This is a genomic window from Bacteriovorax sp. PP10 (genome assembly GCF_035013165.1).
Lineage (GTDB): Bacteria > Bdellovibrionota > Bacteriovoracia > Bacteriovoracales > Bacteriovoracaceae > Bacteriovorax > Bacteriovorax antarcticus.
This window is the reverse complement of the sequence record NZ_JAYGJQ010000001.1, coordinates 348,193-363,127: the sequence shown is the minus strand read 5'-3', so window position 1 is coordinate 363,127 and position 14,935 is coordinate 348,193. Positions and strand designations below refer to the sequence as shown.

Here is a 14,935-nt window from a genome sequence, read left to right as displayed (position 1 = left end):
ATCCTTGTAAATCCTTTTACTCAGCTGCTTTACCCGAAGAAATTTTTTGTTGAATCAATTTTTTAAGTCGACTCGACTGTGCTTCAACATATTCTTGAGTTTTTAATAAATAGAACGCCCCGTTTTCAGTTGAATCTAAACTCATTTTCTGAAGTGGGATTGAATAGAAATAATCAAAACCTTTTTTCTCTCGAGTGATTCTTCCGGCAGCTCTGCCGAAAACCCCAATCAGGAATTCATTTGAATCTTCAAAATCAAACTTTGAACCTAGAACGTCAGCACCGATAGCAAAGTCCACACCTAGTCTCTTCATAAGTCCTGCATTGAAAACTTCATTTTCAAAAGCAGTAGTGTATTGGATTCCAGGTTTTCTAAGATCAACTGAATTGCTTAACTTTAAGTTTAATAGAAGTAACTCGCGGATATTTCCTTTATCGAAATAATAAGTCTTCTTTGTCTTTGAGTTATAAAGAGTGATGTAAAACTTTTTAGGAGTATCCTGAATTGTTTTATTTTTTAGTTTATCTAATAAAAGATTATCTACTTCTTCCAGCCATTCAGATTCATATGGGCGATATTTTCTTTTTTCTTTGAAGTAGCGGTAGAAGTTCCACTCAATCACTTCAGGAGTCATACCACTCGCGTACATTGCTGCAACGATGGCACCGAAACCAGTTCCTGTAATCACTTGCGGATTCAGGTTTTGTCTTTCTAAAAACTTTAAAAGGGAAACGTAATTAATCGTACGGTAAAGACCCGGGCCTAAACTCAGTCCGATACGTAGTTTTTTTGAAACGCCCTGGCCAATTGTTGCCGAGTCTTCAACTGGTGTGAAAATATCTCCCCCCCTGTCTCCCAGACGAACAGTTTCTTCGTTGGGAATTAATTGCGGAGTTGATCCACCATTAATACCAATCTCATCTGTCAGCCCTATATCAACTTGAGCAGGAGCATTTTGATGTGCTGCTGGTTGTGATCCCGGAACTGGTTTAGGCGGCAGCTGCTGGATTCCAGAACAAGCTGTAAGCACGATTAATAAAGAGCAGAGAAATATTCTTTTCATCTAAAGTTCTTCTTCTTTTAAACTATCTGTTAATAGAGCGATCTTTTTTTCCGCAATTGATAACTGGTCTTTACACTCTTTGTATAAACGTGTGCCCACTTCAAATTCTTCTAAGCTTTTTTCAAGCGGCAGTTCACCAGATTCTAGTTTGGATACTATATTTTCCAGCTCTTTCAATGAATCTTCAAAAGATTTCTTCTTAGTCATTATGTGCCTCTTTATTTAGGGTAAAACTCAATTTCATTAGCTGACTTTTTTAGACCTGTATAATGTGTCAAAAATTACACACCTAACGATCTAAATCTTCCGCTTCTTCCTAATGTCATCTTAGTGTAAAGATACATTATCGGGCACTTACTTGGAAGCGCTTTAGAGGGATAATTTTACCTATGTAGGGATATTGGCACCACGCACGCTATAGTTAACTTAATAGTCCATCTCAAATCGGAGGAAACTTTTGAGAGAACTTTGGGTGCCACTATCAGGCGCAATTGCTCAACAAAGAAATGTTGAGACAATCGCTAATAACGTGGCAAATATAAATACACCGGGATTTAAGAGGGACCAAGTCGTCTTTAAGGAGTACTTAGCTGCTCTGGAGAAAGGTGGCGACCAACAAGGAATCGATCTTCCACAAAAAGAATGGAAGCCCGAAGACTTTTACCGCTCTTATAATGCTGAAGACTCTTTTGTGAAAGTCGACGGCTCATATACAGTTCACGAACAAGGTCAGCTCGCACAAACTGGAAACTTTTTTGATAATGCTTTAAGTGGTCCGGGATTTTACGAAGTCCTGACTCCTAATGGTGTTCGTTTTTCACGAAACGGCGCTTTCAGTATTAGCAATGATGGAAAACTGGTGACTGATCAAGGGTTTTTAGTTCTCTCTAAAGACGCTCCACCAATAGCTACGGCCGATGGTAAATTAAATCTAGCAACAGCTCCTGAATCACGCGCGATCAATATTGGTACCGGAAAATTCTCAGTCAGTCTTGATGGTGAAGTTTTCAACGGACAAAATAAAGTCGGTGATCTTGCCCTTACAGAATTCAACGATATTCACGCTCTAAGAAAAGAAGGTAACAACCTTTTCATTAATCCAGATCAAAAAAATATTAAAGTTGGTGAGTCAAAAACCAGCGTTCACCAGGGCTTTGTTGAGCAATCAAACGTCAACGCTGTTGGGGAAATGTCGAATCTTATTAATGCGAACCGAAATTTCGAATCGATTCAAAGAGTAATTAAGACCTACGACACAATGAGTGCGAAAGCAGTTAACGAAATATCTAAATTTTAAGAGGGTGTGAGTTTTGAAAAATAAAATGACTAAAATCTTTCTGATGACGATTAGTTTGGCGACTATGCAGGAAGCGCAGGCAATGCTTAAGGCCCTTCACACGGCAGCTTCGGGAATGAGTGCCCAGGAAACTAACGTCAACACGATTTCTAACAATATCGCGAACGTTAACACGACTGGATTTAAAAGAGGTCGTACAGAAATCGACGACCTTACTTATGAAACAGTTCAAGAAGCAGGAGCAAGGTCTTCTGCCTCGACAACTTACAACGTAGGAACGCAAGTTGGTTCTGGAGCGAGAGTGTCTTCTGTTAGAAAAGAATTTACTAATGGTGCTCCTCAAATCACAAACAACCCTTTCGATCTTATGATAAACGGTGATGGATTCTTCGGAGTCATCATGCCAAACGGTGAATTAAAGTTCACACGTGATGGATCATTCAACGTCGATGCTCAAGGACAATTAGTTAATAAACAAGGTTACAAAATTTATCCGGGATTTAGTTTCCCACCTAATACGTCGACAGTTTCAATTTCTGAAGATGGAAAAATGGAAGCCTTCACTAAAGGTGGAGCGACTCCGACAGAAGTTGGTCAGATGCCCATTTTCACTTTTGTAAACCCGGTAGGATTAAAATCGACTGGTATGAACCTTTATCAAATTTCACTTTCAAGCGGCCAGCCAGTTCAAGGAATTCCTGGAATGGATAGTGCTGGAGCGATTATGCAAGGAGCGCTTGAAGCTTCTAACGTAAGCCCGATGACAGAAATGACTGATTTGATTCGCGCACAAAGAGCTTATGAGATGAACTCAAAAGTTATGGGTGTGGCCGATCAAATGATGCAAACAATTAACAACATCAGGTAAATAGTTTAATGAAATATTTTTTCTCAATTTTACTATTCACATCTTTCAACCTTTACGCTTCTGAGTGTGAAATTGAGCTGTTTTCTAAAATCTATCGATTGAATGCTAACCAAGCACTTCAAGCGAGAGATTTAGTTAAAGACTCGACTTGCTCTCCTGAAATTTCTAATAAACTTGCTTCTCTTGTATCTAGCTCAGAAGGAACTGTAGGTAGTGATTTTCTTAAATCAGAACTTCAAAAAGAATTCTCTGATGTGCAAATTCACTTCACAACGAAAAAACTCTCTCTTCTTGATTTCAATGCTGCTTTAAGAGACCAGCTAATCCCCGACTCTAATCTTTATTTCTCACAAGCAAGATCTCTCAATGGAATCACCTCGCTTGGATTATCTGAAGGTGAACAAATGAGAGCCGTTTGTGATTCATGCCAGAGTTTTGGTGAAAAAAATATTAAGATTGATGTCGCTAACGTTGTTTCAAACACCAGCAGAACACTGTGGTTTTCTTCAAAAATTATGGCAAAAGTGAAAGTAGTAAAAGCAAAAAGAAATATCAGCTTTCAACAAAAAACTTTAGATGCCAACGACTTCTATTTCGAAGAAGTTATGACGATGACTCCTGAAAATGCTCTGACGACTCTGGATAATATTGGTTTTTATAAATCAAATAAGACCATCGTTCAAAATGCAGTTGTTTCTAATTTAGATTTACAAGCGGTAAACCTGATTAACTACGGAACCCCTGTCAGCGTGACTCTTGTGAGTCAAAGTATCTCTCTTCAAAAGACAGCAATGCCTCTGCGTTCTGCTCATTTTGGTGAAGTGATTGAACTAAAAGGTCCTAATAATAAAAATATAGCTGGAAAAGTTGTCGACTTTAACAAAGTGGTGATCGAACTATGAAATTTACAAGCCTAATCCTTATGTCTTCTCTAACTCTACTTACATCGTGCGGATCGTTCGTCGATAACATGTATAAAGACCTCGATCGTCAAGAAAGAGTCGCTGCGGATGCTGAAGAAGATAATCAGGTGTATCCAGATCAATTCGACCAATACAGAAAAAATACAAAAAGAAGAACGTCTTCTGTTTATAACAAGCCAGGAAGAGACCGCGGTGAAGTTTCAACAAACACACAAAAAATGGTTAACCCTGAAGTAAAAAGACAATATCAAGACGAGCGAGTTGCTCTTAAGAGAACAACGGCCAGTGATTTAACTGACACTGGAAATGATGGAAGCTTATGGGGCGGCGGAGACGCTAATGCCTTCTTATTTTCAACAAGCAAAAGTAAAAGTTCTGGAGACATTATTCAAATTAATGTTCTTACAAAACTTAGAAACGAGATCACTCTTGAACTAAAGCGTGCTTTCCCTGAAAACCCATATGAAAATAGTGGAAAAGCTCCTGCATCTGTAGCGACTCCTGCGGCGGCAGCACCCGGTGCCCCAGCAGCTGCAACCGCTGCAGCTGATTCTTCAGCAGACACAGATAAGATTTCAGGTGTTGTTGTAGAAGAAATCAACCGCGAGCATTTATTAATCAAAGGAAGAAAAAACGTTCTTTTCAAAAACAGAAAGAGAATGGTTGAAGTACAGGCACTGGTATCTAGAAAAGATATTCAAGATAACGATTCTGTAAGCTCAGATGCGATCCTAGAATCAAACGTTACGGTTGTGAGGTAATTCATGAAAGTTACAGCTATTGCACTTTCTCTTCTATTGGCAACTCCAACGTTTGCAGCTCCGTCACGATTAAAAGACATCGTGAGTGTTAAGGGTGTTCGCGAAAACCCAATTATTGGTTATGGACTAGTTATCGGTCTAGCTGGTACTGGTGACGGTGGTGGAGAAATCACAAATACATCACTTAAAAAAATGTTTGAAAAACTAGGATTAAATCCTAAGTCAGAAGTAAGTTCAAAAAACGTTGCAGCAGTTGTTGTTACAGCTAAACTTCCAGCGTTTGCTCGCGTAGGACAGAAAGTAGATCTAATTGTATCTAGTATTGGAGACGCTTCTTCTCTAGCTGGTGGGACACTTCTAGTGACTCCACTAAAGGCTGGTGACGGAAATATCTACGCTGTAGGTGCTGGTCCACTATCAATTGGTGGAATGAAAAAAGGGTCAAAATTTGCGACAACTGCCACTCTTCCAGGTGGAGCAACAGTTGAAAAAGAAATCGTGACTGAATTCGAAAAAAAGAATTCACTACGACTTGCGCTTAATAACCCGGACTTCACGACAGCGGCCCGTATTGAAAAAGTGATCAATGAAGAATTAGGTGGAAAGTTTGCTTCAGCAAAAGATGCAACAACGATTGACCTGGTTGTTCCTAATCAATATGAAAGAAACGTGGTTCAGTTAATGGCCATCATTGAAAACTTCAAAGTGAATACTGACTCTGTCGCAAAAATCGTGATCAACGAAAGAACCGGAACGATTGTAGCTGGTGGAGATATTATGGTGAGACCTGTGGCCATCAGCCATGGTGACCTGACAGTTGAAGTAAAAGGCGAAGGAGATGCGAAAGCAGCTAAGCCCGGAAGTATTTATTACATGGAAAAAGGAACAACCTTGAGTGATTTAGTCAAAAGCTTAAATGCTTTTGGTGTAGGTCCGGATGACTTGATATCAATTTTTCAGACACTTAAGCGCGATGGTGCTCTTGTGGGTGAGATTGAACTAATTTAAAAGCATGATGCTTTGTAAATTTTATATCTAGCATTTGATCCCTCATTGGTGATAAAATTTTTAAGACTTAGAACTCATAAACTTAGGAAGAGTCCCAATGAGTGATACCAAAATTAATCCACAGACCTTGCCCGGTATTGCAGTCAATACTCAGGCGAAACCAAAAGCTCTCGATCAAGGCCCTCAGATTGATGATCGTCAGTACATCCCGAAACAATACAAAGAAGTGGCCGCAGGAATGGAACAGCAGTTTGCTGAGATGATGCTCGATCAAATGAGCCGCACAGTAGATGAAGCTGAAACCGAAGGTGGCGGTATGGGAATGGACTATTATAAGTCCCTTCAAAAGAGCGAACGTGCCAAAACCATGACAGCGCAGAACAATTTAGGGCTGCAGGACATGATTTTGAATCAAATATATCCCAAAAGGATGCGAAATGAGATGGCCCTGAAGCAATATGAGGCCCAAAACAACCGCATCCACCATAATTTGCCTAGCTATAAAATTGACAGGAAGACTGATACAATTGAAATGGGGAAGAATGATTCTAACCCAGTTTCCGACGAAAAAGCTCTTGTTGGAACGAAAGAAGACGGAGGCTTGCTATGAGCAAAATCGACAGCACATCATCACGCTCGATTTTCCTTCCTAACAAACGCGAAAGCAGTAAGGTTGGATCGACTGGATTACAAAGAAACTCTGAAGTAAGAAGAGATGAGCTTGAAACGTTTTCAAAAAACGATTCTAAAGTAGAAATCCCGGACGCAATTAAAGACTTCTCTCGCATTAAAAAAGTAGCGGATGCTGCTCCTGCGATTGATAACACAGATAAAATCGCAAGATTAAAAGCACAAATCCAAGCTGGTACTTACCAAGTAGACGCTGGAGATTTAGCTGACAAAATTATGGAACAAGAGTTCTAATAACTCTCCTACTGTAATCGATATCTAGGATGGATCATCGAATGAAAGAACAACTGGCCTCTTTATATTTTCAAGTAACAAGCCTCTGGAAACAGTTATGTGAAGAACATAACGATCTTTTCAATTTAACTTGTGACGAATACTCTCTCTTACTTCAAAGCGAATTAGAGCTTCTTGAAGAAAAAATCGAAGAAAAAAACGAATGCATTAAAAGAATCGGGACACTTGAATTAGTTCGTCGCGATTTAATCAAAGAATTAAATGAATTATACCCTGGCAGAAATATCGACAGCGTTTCGGTACTACTTACAGTGATGTCTGAGTACGAAATAGAAAGCAATCAAAAGCACCTGTTCCGCTTTAATGCTCTTTTGATCGATATTATCGAGAAGATCCAGGCACAAAATAAACGCAACCAACTTTTTATTAATAAAGCACTACACTCACTTCAGCAAATCCGTCTCGAAGCTTCGGGGAAAAAAAACTTCTCGACTTATTCGGCGCGAGGCTCAGCTGTCAGTACGAGCACTTAAGGAGAAGATGTGGCTGACTTATTAGGCATTGGTAGATCCGGTCTTAACGTTTCAAAGAAAGCGCTTGAAGTGACTGGTCACAACTTGTCTAACGTTAACACTGAAGGCTTCTCTCGCCAGAGAGTTATGCAGTCTACTGCCATTCCTGTATCTGTTGGTGGATTCGTTCAGGGAACTGGAGCGAAGGTTGATGGTGTACGCCGCTTTAACGATGAATTCATCGATAAACGCTTAGGGAACGCCTTAGCAAATAATAAATTCTATGAAGCTAGAACTGAAAACCTGGAGCAAGTTGAAAGTATTTTTAACGAGCTTGATCAGGATGGATTAAATCAGGTCTTAAATAAATTCTTCAACTCATTCAGAGAACTTGCTAACCAACCTGAGAACGAAACAATCAGGTCAGTTGTAAGAGATACAGCAAATCTTGTTATCAAAGATTTTCACCGTATTCGTGGAACACTTGATACTCAAGCTACCAACATCGATAGAAAAATTGAAAACTCAGTTGCTGATGTTAACCAGCTTCTAAATCACATTGCTGATTTGAACGGCAAGATCACAAGTATTGAAGTTGCTCAGGGTGAAACTGGTGATTTACGTGACCAACGTGACATCGCTTTAAGAAATCTGTCTGAACAATTTAAAATCCATACATATACGGATGAAAAAGGCCGCTTCATTGTAACTGCTCAGGGTATCGGTACACTTGTTACTGGTCTTCACGTTCAGGAAATGGGAACTATTTCAAAGAACCAGCAAGATTCATCAAACGGAATGAACGGCTCTGTTGAAGTCGTTTTAAAAGATCGTCCTTCACAAAAAATCACAGATAAGTTCCAGGGTGGAGCTCTCTCTGCAATTATTAAAGTAAGAAACGAAGATTTAAGAAAATTACAAACTGATATTGATGGTATCGCCTACCAGTTTACAACTTCGGTAAACACGATTCACCGTCAGGGATTTGTTAACCGTACGATCACTATCGGTGCTGATGGAAAACCAGCTCAATTAGACCATAAAGGTTTAACGACTGGCCTGGACTTCTTTAAGCAACCCCTGTCTGTTGAAGAAGCTGGAAACTCTATCGATTTATCAGACGCTGTAAAAAAAGATTTAAGTAACATTGCTGCGAGTGTAGAGCCGAATGCTCCAGGTGACAACCGTGTAGCAATCGCGATTTCGAAACTTCAGCACGAAAGAATTTCTGGTGATGGTGACATCACTTTAGAAGAAAAATATCTTCAGACAATCGGTAGTATCGGTCTTGAGACTGGTAAAGCAAGATTGGATGCAGAACAGTCGACAGGAATTTTAGCTCAGGCACAAAGTTTGAGAGAAAGACTGACTGGTGTTTCAATTGATGAAGAAACTGCCAACATGGTTCGTTTTCAGCAAGCTTACCAGGCTTCTGCTAAAATCATGCAAGCAGCAGATGATATGTTTAAAACTGTATTAGAATTAAAGCGCTAATAGGTAAGAATAAAAAATGACAAGAGTTTCTGAAAATAGTTCATCAGCATCTTTAAAGTACGCTCTCAATAAAACGAAAGCGAAGGTTGAAGATCTGCAACTTAAGGGTTCAACCCTTAAGCAGATAACTAAACCCTCAGACAACCCGGTTTCTAACGTTGAAGCAATGTCGCTGACATCTGCTACTAACGACAACCTCCAATATTTAAAAAATGCCGACTTCGCTCTACTTAATTTAAGTGTGAGTGAAAAATCCATTGAAGAACTTACCGACATTATCGTTAAGGCCAAGGAAATTGCCATTGCCCAGTCTTCTGACTTCTTCAACGCTGACGTTAGAAAAAACGTCGCGAACGAAGTACAGCAGCTTTATAACCAGTCACTGGCGATTGCGAATAAGAAAGTTGGTATCAAACATATTTTCTCAGGGACAAATACACTGACTGTTCCATTTGATGGAACTGGTGCATACAAAGGTGACAACAATCACATCTCGCTGGAAGTTTCGAGAAACTTCTTTGTTCCAATCAATTTGACTGGAGATGAGATCTTTTACAGTTCACCTGATACTGTTAAACCTGAAAACCCACTTGAAAATTTTGAGCAATTTAAAAATGCTCCAGAAGTTAAACTTAATCGCGACCTGGCCTCTGTTGAAACTGATGCTCCTGCAGAAGGTTCAGAAGCTCCAGGATTTAAATCGCGAGATAATATTTTTTCTCAATTACAAGCACTGACATCGGCCCTTGAAAACAATGACCCTAAGATGGTCCAAGGCCTTTTGGAAAAATTCGACAATACTGTCAGTAGGCTTGTTACTCTTAGAACGAGAATTGGATCGATCACGAATTCAGTAGAATCTTCTAAAGTTAATCTTGGCTCAGAGAATATTGATCATGCTTCCAGACGCAGTGCTCTTGTTGACGCAGACGTAACAGAACTTTTTTCGGATATAAACAAGCAGCAGGCAGTTTTGAAAACAACTTATCAGGCAAGTCAGGGGCTTATGAATCAAACCCTAATGGACTTCCTGCGTCGTTAATTTTCCACACTCCATAAGCCGCGAGTCACATCCGTAAATAAATTAGTTTTTACTTGCATTTTAATTATGCTAGTAATATATGAAGCATTGCAGAGACCGAAACAGGAAAGTTTTTCGGTCCAGTTAGGCTGAGGTTGTATTTATGCTCGTGTTGACAAGGAAGCTAGGCGAAAGCATCGCGATTGACGATCACATTAAGATCGTTGTTGTGCAGATTAAAGGCAAACAAGTTCGCCTTGGTATCAAAGCGCCACCAGAAACAAAAATTCACAGAGAAGAGGTCTACAAGGCCATTCAAGATCAAAATACCGAGGCGTCCCAAGCCGATTTAAGCTCAATTGCTGATTTAGCCAATGAGTTGAATAAGAAGTAATTTCCCACTTGCACTTTTGCCCCTACGGCTGCTAAAATCTTTGTATAAGGGTCGGGTATACGACTTAGTGCAAAAAGCGGAGGCTTTAATAGTGAAAATCACAACTACTAGATTTGGCGAACTAGAAGTCGACAAAAAAGACATTATCGAGTTTACAGAAGGTTTACTTGGTTTTGAAAACCTAAAAAAATTCTTCATCGTTGATCCAGGTGATCAAACGTTAATTCTTTGGTTACAATCAACTGACGATGCAGGTACTGCATTCCCAATTATTGAACCAAAAATTTTCCAACCAAACTACATGGTAAAACTTCTTCCAGTTGAACTTAACAGTTTAGCTCTAGAGAATTTACAAAACGCAAGCGTGTACACGGTGCTTACTATTCCTCAGAACGTTACTGAGATGTCAGCGAACTTAAAAGCGCCAATCATCATCAATAACAAGACGAAAATGGCGAGACAAATTGTTCTTCAAGATTCAAAACTTGAAGTGCGCTTCAAAATGTATATGGATCTTAAGAAATATATTGTTAACTATTCTAACAATGTTTCTGATGACTCTAAGAGAACAAACGTTGCTGCTACTTCAAGAGAAAATGCAGGTCCAACAGTAGTTCAAACTCCAGGTGTTGCTTCAACTACAACGAAGAACAATTCACCAGAAGCTAACTAATCTCAATTCAAATTCTTAAAATAAAAAAGCCTTCGTAAGAAGGCTTTTTTTTGGTCTAAATTTTTAAAATATTTTGATTAAATGCGTGTCTCTGTCGCAGTCTTCGACAGGTTCATATACATGCTGGCTTCGGCGTGGAATGGGTCTTTCATTAGTACCTTCTCCCACTCTGCTTGTGCTTCTAAAACGTTCCCATTCCCGTAATGGATAACTCCTAGTGCGATTCTAGCTGGCGCGTAGTTAGGCTCTTCATTCTTTAAATTTCTTAGCTCTTCAATCGCCTTCGCAATGAATCCTTTTTTCGCGTAAACTTTGGCGATTTTGATTCTTGCTTCAAGATTTTCCGGGTCTAAACCAATTACTTTATTGAACTCGAAAAGAGCTTCATCGTAGCGGTTATATGACAGGTAAAGATCGGCGATTTCGTAGTGTTTAGAAGCAAACTTTTTGTTGATGTGCTTGTCTTCCATCAGGCCAGAGCCTTTATTTTTTCCTTTCACACGCTCATTAGCTGTATCGAAAACTTTTTTCGCGTCTTCGTATTGTCCAATGTCGTTGTAAAGAACTGATAAGCTGATAGCTGCATCAGTGTGTTCTGGATTTAGGTTTAATACTTTTGTGAATGCCTTAATCGCCTTCCCGATTTCACCGTTGATGTGAAAAATGTTAGCGAGTAAAAAAAGTGCGTCTACATTACGGTCATCTGACTCGATGATTTCGTTAAGCACGACCTGAGCTTTTTTGTATTCTTGTTTATCAAAACATTCGCGAGCAGTTTTCAGTAATTGTTCGTTGTTTGAAGCGTACATATAACCTCGGTCCTAGTTCGTTGCAGTTAGTTTTTTATCAGCTTCTTCGATTCTTGCCATGATACGTGGGCGTTCTTGCTCATTTTTCAATGTAGCCAAGATGTCCTGGTAACGAGCTTTCGCTGCAAAGAAGTCTTTTGTTTTGAAGTAGAAATCCGCAATGTAGATTTCTTTTTTCTCCATCATGTCTTCAATCATTGTGATGCGAGATTGAGCGTCTTTTACGTATTCTGTATTTGAGTAAGTAAGAAGAAGTTCATTATAGTATTTAATGGCCTCAACACCTGCAGATAGATCGCGATCGAATGTTGCTGGCAATTGGCGGAAAAACGATTCTGAAATTCTGAAAACCACGTAACCCAATTGTTCATATTTTGGGTGGAAGTCGCGGAAGAGAATATAAGCTGCTGCTGATTCAGCGTAGTTTTCTTGAGAAAATAAAATATCTGCCTGCATAAGCTCTGCGCCAGTTGCGTAAAAGCTGTATGGATACTGTGAACGAATAGCGTTTAGTTTTTCAGTTGCCTGAATGTAGCGAGATTTTGCTACCAAATCTTTTGCTTCTTTAAAAAGAACTTCAGCTTCAGTTTGCCCTTCAGGCCTTTTTGTCGCACATGAAACAACAAGAAGAGTTAGGGCCAAAAGTATTAATTTCACAAACTTCAATTGAGAGCTCCAAGCAGGGTTTTGTTTAGCAAAATCCTATCATCTGGAGCGCTCAGTGTAAATTTCATTGTAAATTTCTGTAATAATAAGTTTGATCGCGGCAACTACCGGAATAGATACTACCATCCCCGTGATTCCTGCATAATGTGAGCCCACGATAACACTGATAGCGACGATCACTGGGTGAAGATTGACGATTTTTGAAACCAAGAATGGAAAAACAAAAAAAGCATCTACCGCGTTGGCAACAGCGTAAAGAATTAAAACGGCCCCCATTGTAGATGAAGCCATTGTTGGGTCTAACATCATTGAAAAGATTGCTGGAATCAGACCTAAGATTGGCCCGACATAAGGCACGATGTTGGTAAGTCCTGCTAAGAATCCTAAAATGGCAGCGTTATTAACTCCCATTATCAACAATCCGATGGTGATAATTCCACCAACGATGATGGCTTCAACAAATTTTGCGAAGAAGTAATCCCCTAACTGACGATTGAAGACGTGCATGACGTAATAGAATCGTTCAAAGATTGTGTTTGGAGTAAAACTTAAAAAAGTTTTTTTGAAAGTGTCTCCGTCTCTAATCATAAAAAAAGTAAAGAATGGAACCAGGAAAATCCATTCTAGAAGGGTTGCTAGATAATTTGGAAGCTTAACAACGAATTCACTTGCCCAGCTTTCAAGTTGGGCCAGAGTCTGGAAGATGTAACCATCGGCCACTTCATGGCCCGTTTTAGCTTTGATGAAATTTGTCACCACTGCGTATTGATGAATAACGTACTCTTCAACTTTTGGGATTGTGTATTGAATATCCTGAGTCTGCATTGATAAAACAGGGATAACTTTTACAAGTGGAATCCCGACAAAAACAACCAAGGCAATGAATACAACAATCGTAGCTTGTGTTTTATTCAGCTTGAATTTCATAAGCCAATTAACAATTGGATTAAGTGCCAAAGATAAAATATAGGCCAAAGAAAGTGGAATAGAAATTCTTGGCAAAGTTAAAACTAATGCACAGAAAAGCACTATAACGACAGCGAAAAATGCCAGCTGTATTTTTACAATATTCTTTCGATTGCTTAGAATCATTTAGTCTCTGCTTGTTGTTTTTCGGCCATTTGTCTTTCAAGTTTTCTTAGACGACGGCTTAGTTTACTCGCCTCTTCAGTTAAGTAATAAAGGCGATCAGCAAGTGCTAATGAAATAGATTGAATAAGTTTGGCAGCAATCACCGGGTGGTTTTCAATTAAATGCTCAAGATCGGGTTTAAAAATCCCAATTAACTCGCATGGAGTTTTAGCAATGGCCGTTGCTGATCTTGGGTTTCCTTCTTGTAGAAGTGCCATCTCACCGAAGTAGCTGAACTCATCTAAGATAAGAAATTTTTCTTCACCAACTTCGTTTCCGTAATCCGTTTTACTTAATTCAATAAGGCCTGAGAAAATGAAATAGAATCCAATTCCAACTTCTCCCTCACGAAAAACAACATCACTTTCATGAAACTTACGACTGTGCATAAATTTAGCAAGGATACGAAGTTCGTTATCAGAAAAGTTTTTTAGAAGCTCTACGTTTCTTAAAAATCTTGGGATTGAGTCTCTTCTGACTTTGCTTAATGGATTGGCCATCCATAAGTATTTCATCATACCGAAATCAATTCTCTTAGAGAGAGTGTTTTCTTTGATCCCAGATTCTTTGATCTCTTTTTCGTACGATGAACTCATGTTATCTCCAGAGGAACTAATATAGGCCTAATTGATCTTTGTTAATCCATCCCGAAAGCGAGATTGGGAATTCGATGTAAAACCATCCGTCCTTAAATTGTCCTAAAACAACTTTGGAACCTGCGCGCACTTTACCTTTTTCTGCGAAGATCTTTGAAGGGCCTTCGTAAAGAGGAATTTCTTTTAGAGTGACTGCGTAGTTAATGTTTTTTACATAGAAGTTTGAGAAGAGAACTGGAGTTAGTGCAAGTAGAAAAACGACAACCATCACCCACTTCTTTTGAATTTTTTTAAATCTAATCATTAACGTGAATACTAAAACCAAAAATAGTGCGATTGAAAAATATCCGGACATAGGAATGGCCGTCGCTGTACTGATAATTTGGTCAGGTAAGCTGGTTGAAGTGCTTAGGTCATCAACTTGTAACTGAGATTTTACGAAAGCTAAATTATTGATAGAAGAACTATTAATATAGCCATCTTGAATGGCCTTTTCTAAATGAAATCTTGCAGTGGCCTGGTCTCCCATTTTTGAATAAACGGTTCCCAAATTATAGTGGAAAATACCCGACTCAAATTGTTTTTTATTATCGAGTAGATACTGTGCTGCGCCCTTATAATCTTTCTTTAAATACAGCTCATCAAAAGATGATTTTGAAGGGGTTTCTGTAACTGATTTACCACTCTCAGAAAGTGGCTTTCTTTCAATCACAGCAGATGGCATTGTCTTGGGGGTTGTGCTACTATTTTTCATAATTTAATTATCTCATGGGCCCTAGAGTTTGCAAGAGAGAA

19 protein-coding genes are annotated in these 14,935 nt (G+C 39.1%); 12 read left to right on the top strand and 7 right to left on the bottom strand.

Annotated elements, in window-relative coordinates:
* Positions 1 to 16: 16 nt before the first annotated feature.
* Positions 17 to 1,063 (bottom strand): patatin-like phospholipase family protein, encoded by a 1,047-nt coding sequence (locus SHI21_RS01730; RefSeq protein WP_323574395.1) that lies wholly within the window; start codon positions 1,061 to 1,063, stop codon positions 17 to 19.
* Positions 1,064 to 1,270, bottom strand: coding sequence for an exodeoxyribonuclease VII small subunit (locus SHI21_RS01725; protein ID WP_323574394.1), 207 nt, complete (start codon positions 1,268 to 1,270; stop codon positions 1,064 to 1,066).
* Positions 1,271 to 1,520: 250 nt separating this feature from the next.
* On the opposite strand from SHI21_RS01725, the gene SHI21_RS01720 reads away from it, so the two are divergent.
* The 12 genes from SHI21_RS01720 (at position 1,521) to fliW (ending at position 10,938) form a co-directional block, all read left to right on the top strand.
* On the top strand, positions 1,521 to 2,360 hold the full coding sequence (locus tag SHI21_RS01720) for a flagellar hook-basal body protein (protein ID WP_323574393.1): 840 nt from the start codon (positions 1,521 to 1,523) through the stop codon (positions 2,358 to 2,360).
* Positions 2,361 to 2,385: 25 nt separating this feature from the next.
* Positions 2,386 to 3,228, top strand: coding sequence for a flagellar basal-body rod protein FlgG (gene flgG, locus SHI21_RS01715; RefSeq protein WP_323574392.1), 843 nt, complete (start codon positions 2,386 to 2,388; stop codon positions 3,226 to 3,228).
* Positions 3,229 to 3,236: 8 nt separating this feature from the next.
* Positions 3,237 to 4,130, top strand: coding sequence for a flagella basal body P-ring formation protein FlgA (locus tag SHI21_RS01710; protein WP_323574391.1), 894 nt, complete (start codon positions 3,237 to 3,239; stop codon positions 4,128 to 4,130).
* Positions 4,127 to 4,912, top strand: coding sequence for a flagellar basal body L-ring protein FlgH (locus SHI21_RS01705; protein ID WP_323574390.1), 786 nt, complete (start codon positions 4,127 to 4,129; stop codon positions 4,910 to 4,912). Before SHI21_RS01710 ends, SHI21_RS01705 begins: the two co-directional genes overlap by 4 nt.
* Before the next feature lie 3 nt (positions 4,913 to 4,915).
* Positions 4,916 to 5,920, top strand: a complete 1,005-nt coding sequence (gene flgI, locus SHI21_RS01700) for a flagellar basal body P-ring protein FlgI (protein WP_323574389.1) — start codon at positions 4,916 to 4,918, stop codon at positions 5,918 to 5,920.
* Positions 5,921 to 6,017: 97 nt separating this feature from the next.
* A complete protein-coding gene (locus SHI21_RS01695) occupies positions 6,018 to 6,530 on the top strand; it encodes a rod-binding protein (RefSeq protein ID WP_323574388.1) in 513 nt (170 codons plus the stop codon).
* Positions 6,527 to 6,844 carry a flagellar biosynthesis anti-sigma factor FlgM gene (gene flgM / locus SHI21_RS01690; RefSeq protein WP_323574387.1) on the top strand — a complete coding sequence of 106 codons (318 nt, stop codon included), beginning with the start codon at positions 6,527 to 6,529 and terminating at the stop codon, positions 6,842 to 6,844. The genes SHI21_RS01695 and flgM overlap by 4 nt, the downstream gene beginning before the upstream one ends.
* A 41-nt stretch (positions 6,845 to 6,885) precedes the next feature.
* Positions 6,886 to 7,377, top strand: coding sequence for a flagellar export chaperone FlgN (gene flgN / locus SHI21_RS01685; RefSeq protein ID WP_323574386.1), 492 nt, complete (start codon positions 6,886 to 6,888; stop codon positions 7,375 to 7,377).
* A gap of 9 nt (positions 7,378 to 7,386) precedes the next feature.
* Positions 7,387 to 8,850, top strand: a complete 1,464-nt coding sequence (gene flgK / locus SHI21_RS01680) for a flagellar hook-associated protein FlgK (RefSeq protein ID WP_323574385.1) — start codon at positions 7,387 to 7,389, stop codon at positions 8,848 to 8,850.
* Between the two features lie 16 nt (positions 8,851 to 8,866).
* On the top strand, positions 8,867 to 9,892 hold the full coding sequence (flgL, locus tag SHI21_RS01675; protein WP_323574384.1) for a flagellar hook-associated protein FlgL: 1,026 nt from the start codon (positions 8,867 to 8,869) through the stop codon (positions 9,890 to 9,892).
* Between the two features lie 142 nt (positions 9,893 to 10,034).
* Positions 10,035 to 10,265: a carbon storage regulator CsrA gene (gene csrA, locus SHI21_RS01670; RefSeq protein ID WP_102245320.1), complete on the top strand. Its 231-nt coding sequence runs from the start codon at positions 10,035 to 10,037 to the stop codon at positions 10,263 to 10,265.
* 91 nt (positions 10,266 to 10,356) lie between these two features.
* Complete coding sequence (gene fliW / locus SHI21_RS01665; RefSeq protein ID WP_323574383.1) at positions 10,357 to 10,938, top strand: flagellar assembly protein FliW; 582 nt, start codon at positions 10,357 to 10,359, stop codon at positions 10,936 to 10,938.
* A 77-nt stretch (positions 10,939 to 11,015) separates the two neighbouring features.
* Here the strand turns inward: fliW and SHI21_RS01660 are convergent, their stop codons facing one another.
* The 5 genes from SHI21_RS01660 to SHI21_RS01640 are packed head-to-tail and all read right to left on the bottom strand — an operon-like array spanning position 11,016 to position 14,894.
* A complete protein-coding gene (locus tag SHI21_RS01660) occupies positions 11,016 to 11,747 on the bottom strand; it encodes a tetratricopeptide repeat protein (protein WP_323574382.1) in 732 nt (243 codons plus the stop codon).
* A 12-nt stretch (positions 11,748 to 11,759) separates the two neighbouring features.
* Complete coding sequence (locus SHI21_RS01655; RefSeq protein ID WP_323574381.1) at positions 11,760 to 12,404, bottom strand: outer membrane protein assembly factor BamD; 645 nt, start codon at positions 12,402 to 12,404, stop codon at positions 11,760 to 11,762.
* 48 nt (positions 12,405 to 12,452) lie between these two features.
* Positions 12,453 to 13,505: an AI-2E family transporter gene (locus tag SHI21_RS01650; RefSeq protein WP_323574380.1), complete on the bottom strand. Its 1,053-nt coding sequence runs from the start codon at positions 13,503 to 13,505 to the stop codon at positions 12,453 to 12,455.
* A complete protein-coding gene (locus tag SHI21_RS01645) occupies positions 13,502 to 14,140 on the bottom strand; it encodes a cyclic nucleotide-binding domain-containing protein (RefSeq protein ID WP_323574379.1) in 639 nt (212 codons plus the stop codon). The genes SHI21_RS01650 and SHI21_RS01645 overlap by 4 nt, the downstream gene beginning before the upstream one ends.
* 16 nt (positions 14,141 to 14,156) lie before the next feature.
* Positions 14,157 to 14,894, bottom strand: coding sequence for a tetratricopeptide repeat protein (locus SHI21_RS01640; RefSeq protein WP_323574378.1), 738 nt, complete (start codon positions 14,892 to 14,894; stop codon positions 14,157 to 14,159).
* Positions 14,895 to 14,935 lie beyond the last annotated feature (41 nt).

Bases quoted from the DNA above. Each gene is read 5' to 3' on its own strand.
- SHI21_RS01730 (WP_323574395.1), bottom strand. From the start codon at position 1,063: ATGAAAAGAATATTTCTCTGCTCTTTATTAATCGTGCTTACAGCTTGT.
- SHI21_RS01725 (WP_323574394.1), bottom strand. From the start codon at position 1,270: ATGACTAAGAAGAAATCTTTTGAAGATTCATTGAAAGAGCTGGAAAAT.
- flgG (WP_323574392.1), top strand. From the start codon at position 2,386: ATGACTAAAATCTTTCTGATGACGATTAGTTTGGCGACTATGCAGGAA.
- SHI21_RS01710 (WP_323574391.1), top strand. From the start codon at position 3,237: ATGAAATATTTTTTCTCAATTTTACTATTCACATCTTTCAACCTTTAC.
- SHI21_RS01705 (WP_323574390.1), top strand. From the start codon at position 4,127: ATGAAATTTACAAGCCTAATCCTTATGTCTTCTCTAACTCTACTTACA.
- flgI (WP_323574389.1), top strand. From the start codon at position 4,916: ATGAAAGTTACAGCTATTGCACTTTCTCTTCTATTGGCAACTCCAACG.
- SHI21_RS01695 (WP_323574388.1), top strand. From the start codon at position 6,018: ATGAGTGATACCAAAATTAATCCACAGACCTTGCCCGGTATTGCAGTC.
- flgM (WP_323574387.1), top strand. From the start codon at position 6,527: ATGAGCAAAATCGACAGCACATCATCACGCTCGATTTTCCTTCCTAAC.
- flgN (WP_323574386.1), top strand. From the start codon at position 6,886: ATGAAAGAACAACTGGCCTCTTTATATTTTCAAGTAACAAGCCTCTGG.
- flgL (WP_323574384.1), top strand. From the start codon at position 8,867: ATGACAAGAGTTTCTGAAAATAGTTCATCAGCATCTTTAAAGTACGCT.
- csrA (WP_102245320.1), top strand. From the start codon at position 10,035: ATGCTCGTGTTGACAAGGAAGCTAGGCGAAAGCATCGCGATTGACGAT.
- SHI21_RS01660 (WP_323574382.1), bottom strand. From the start codon at position 11,747: ATGTACGCTTCAAACAACGAACAATTACTGAAAACTGCTCGCGAATGT.
- SHI21_RS01650 (WP_323574380.1), bottom strand. From the start codon at position 13,505: ATGATTCTAAGCAATCGAAAGAATATTGTAAAAATACAGCTGGCATTT.
- SHI21_RS01645 (WP_323574379.1), bottom strand. From the start codon at position 14,140: ATGAGTTCATCGTACGAAAAAGAGATCAAAGAATCTGGGATCAAAGAA.
- SHI21_RS01640 (WP_323574378.1), bottom strand. From the start codon at position 14,894: ATGAAAAATAGTAGCACAACCCCCAAGACAATGCCATCTGCTGTGATT.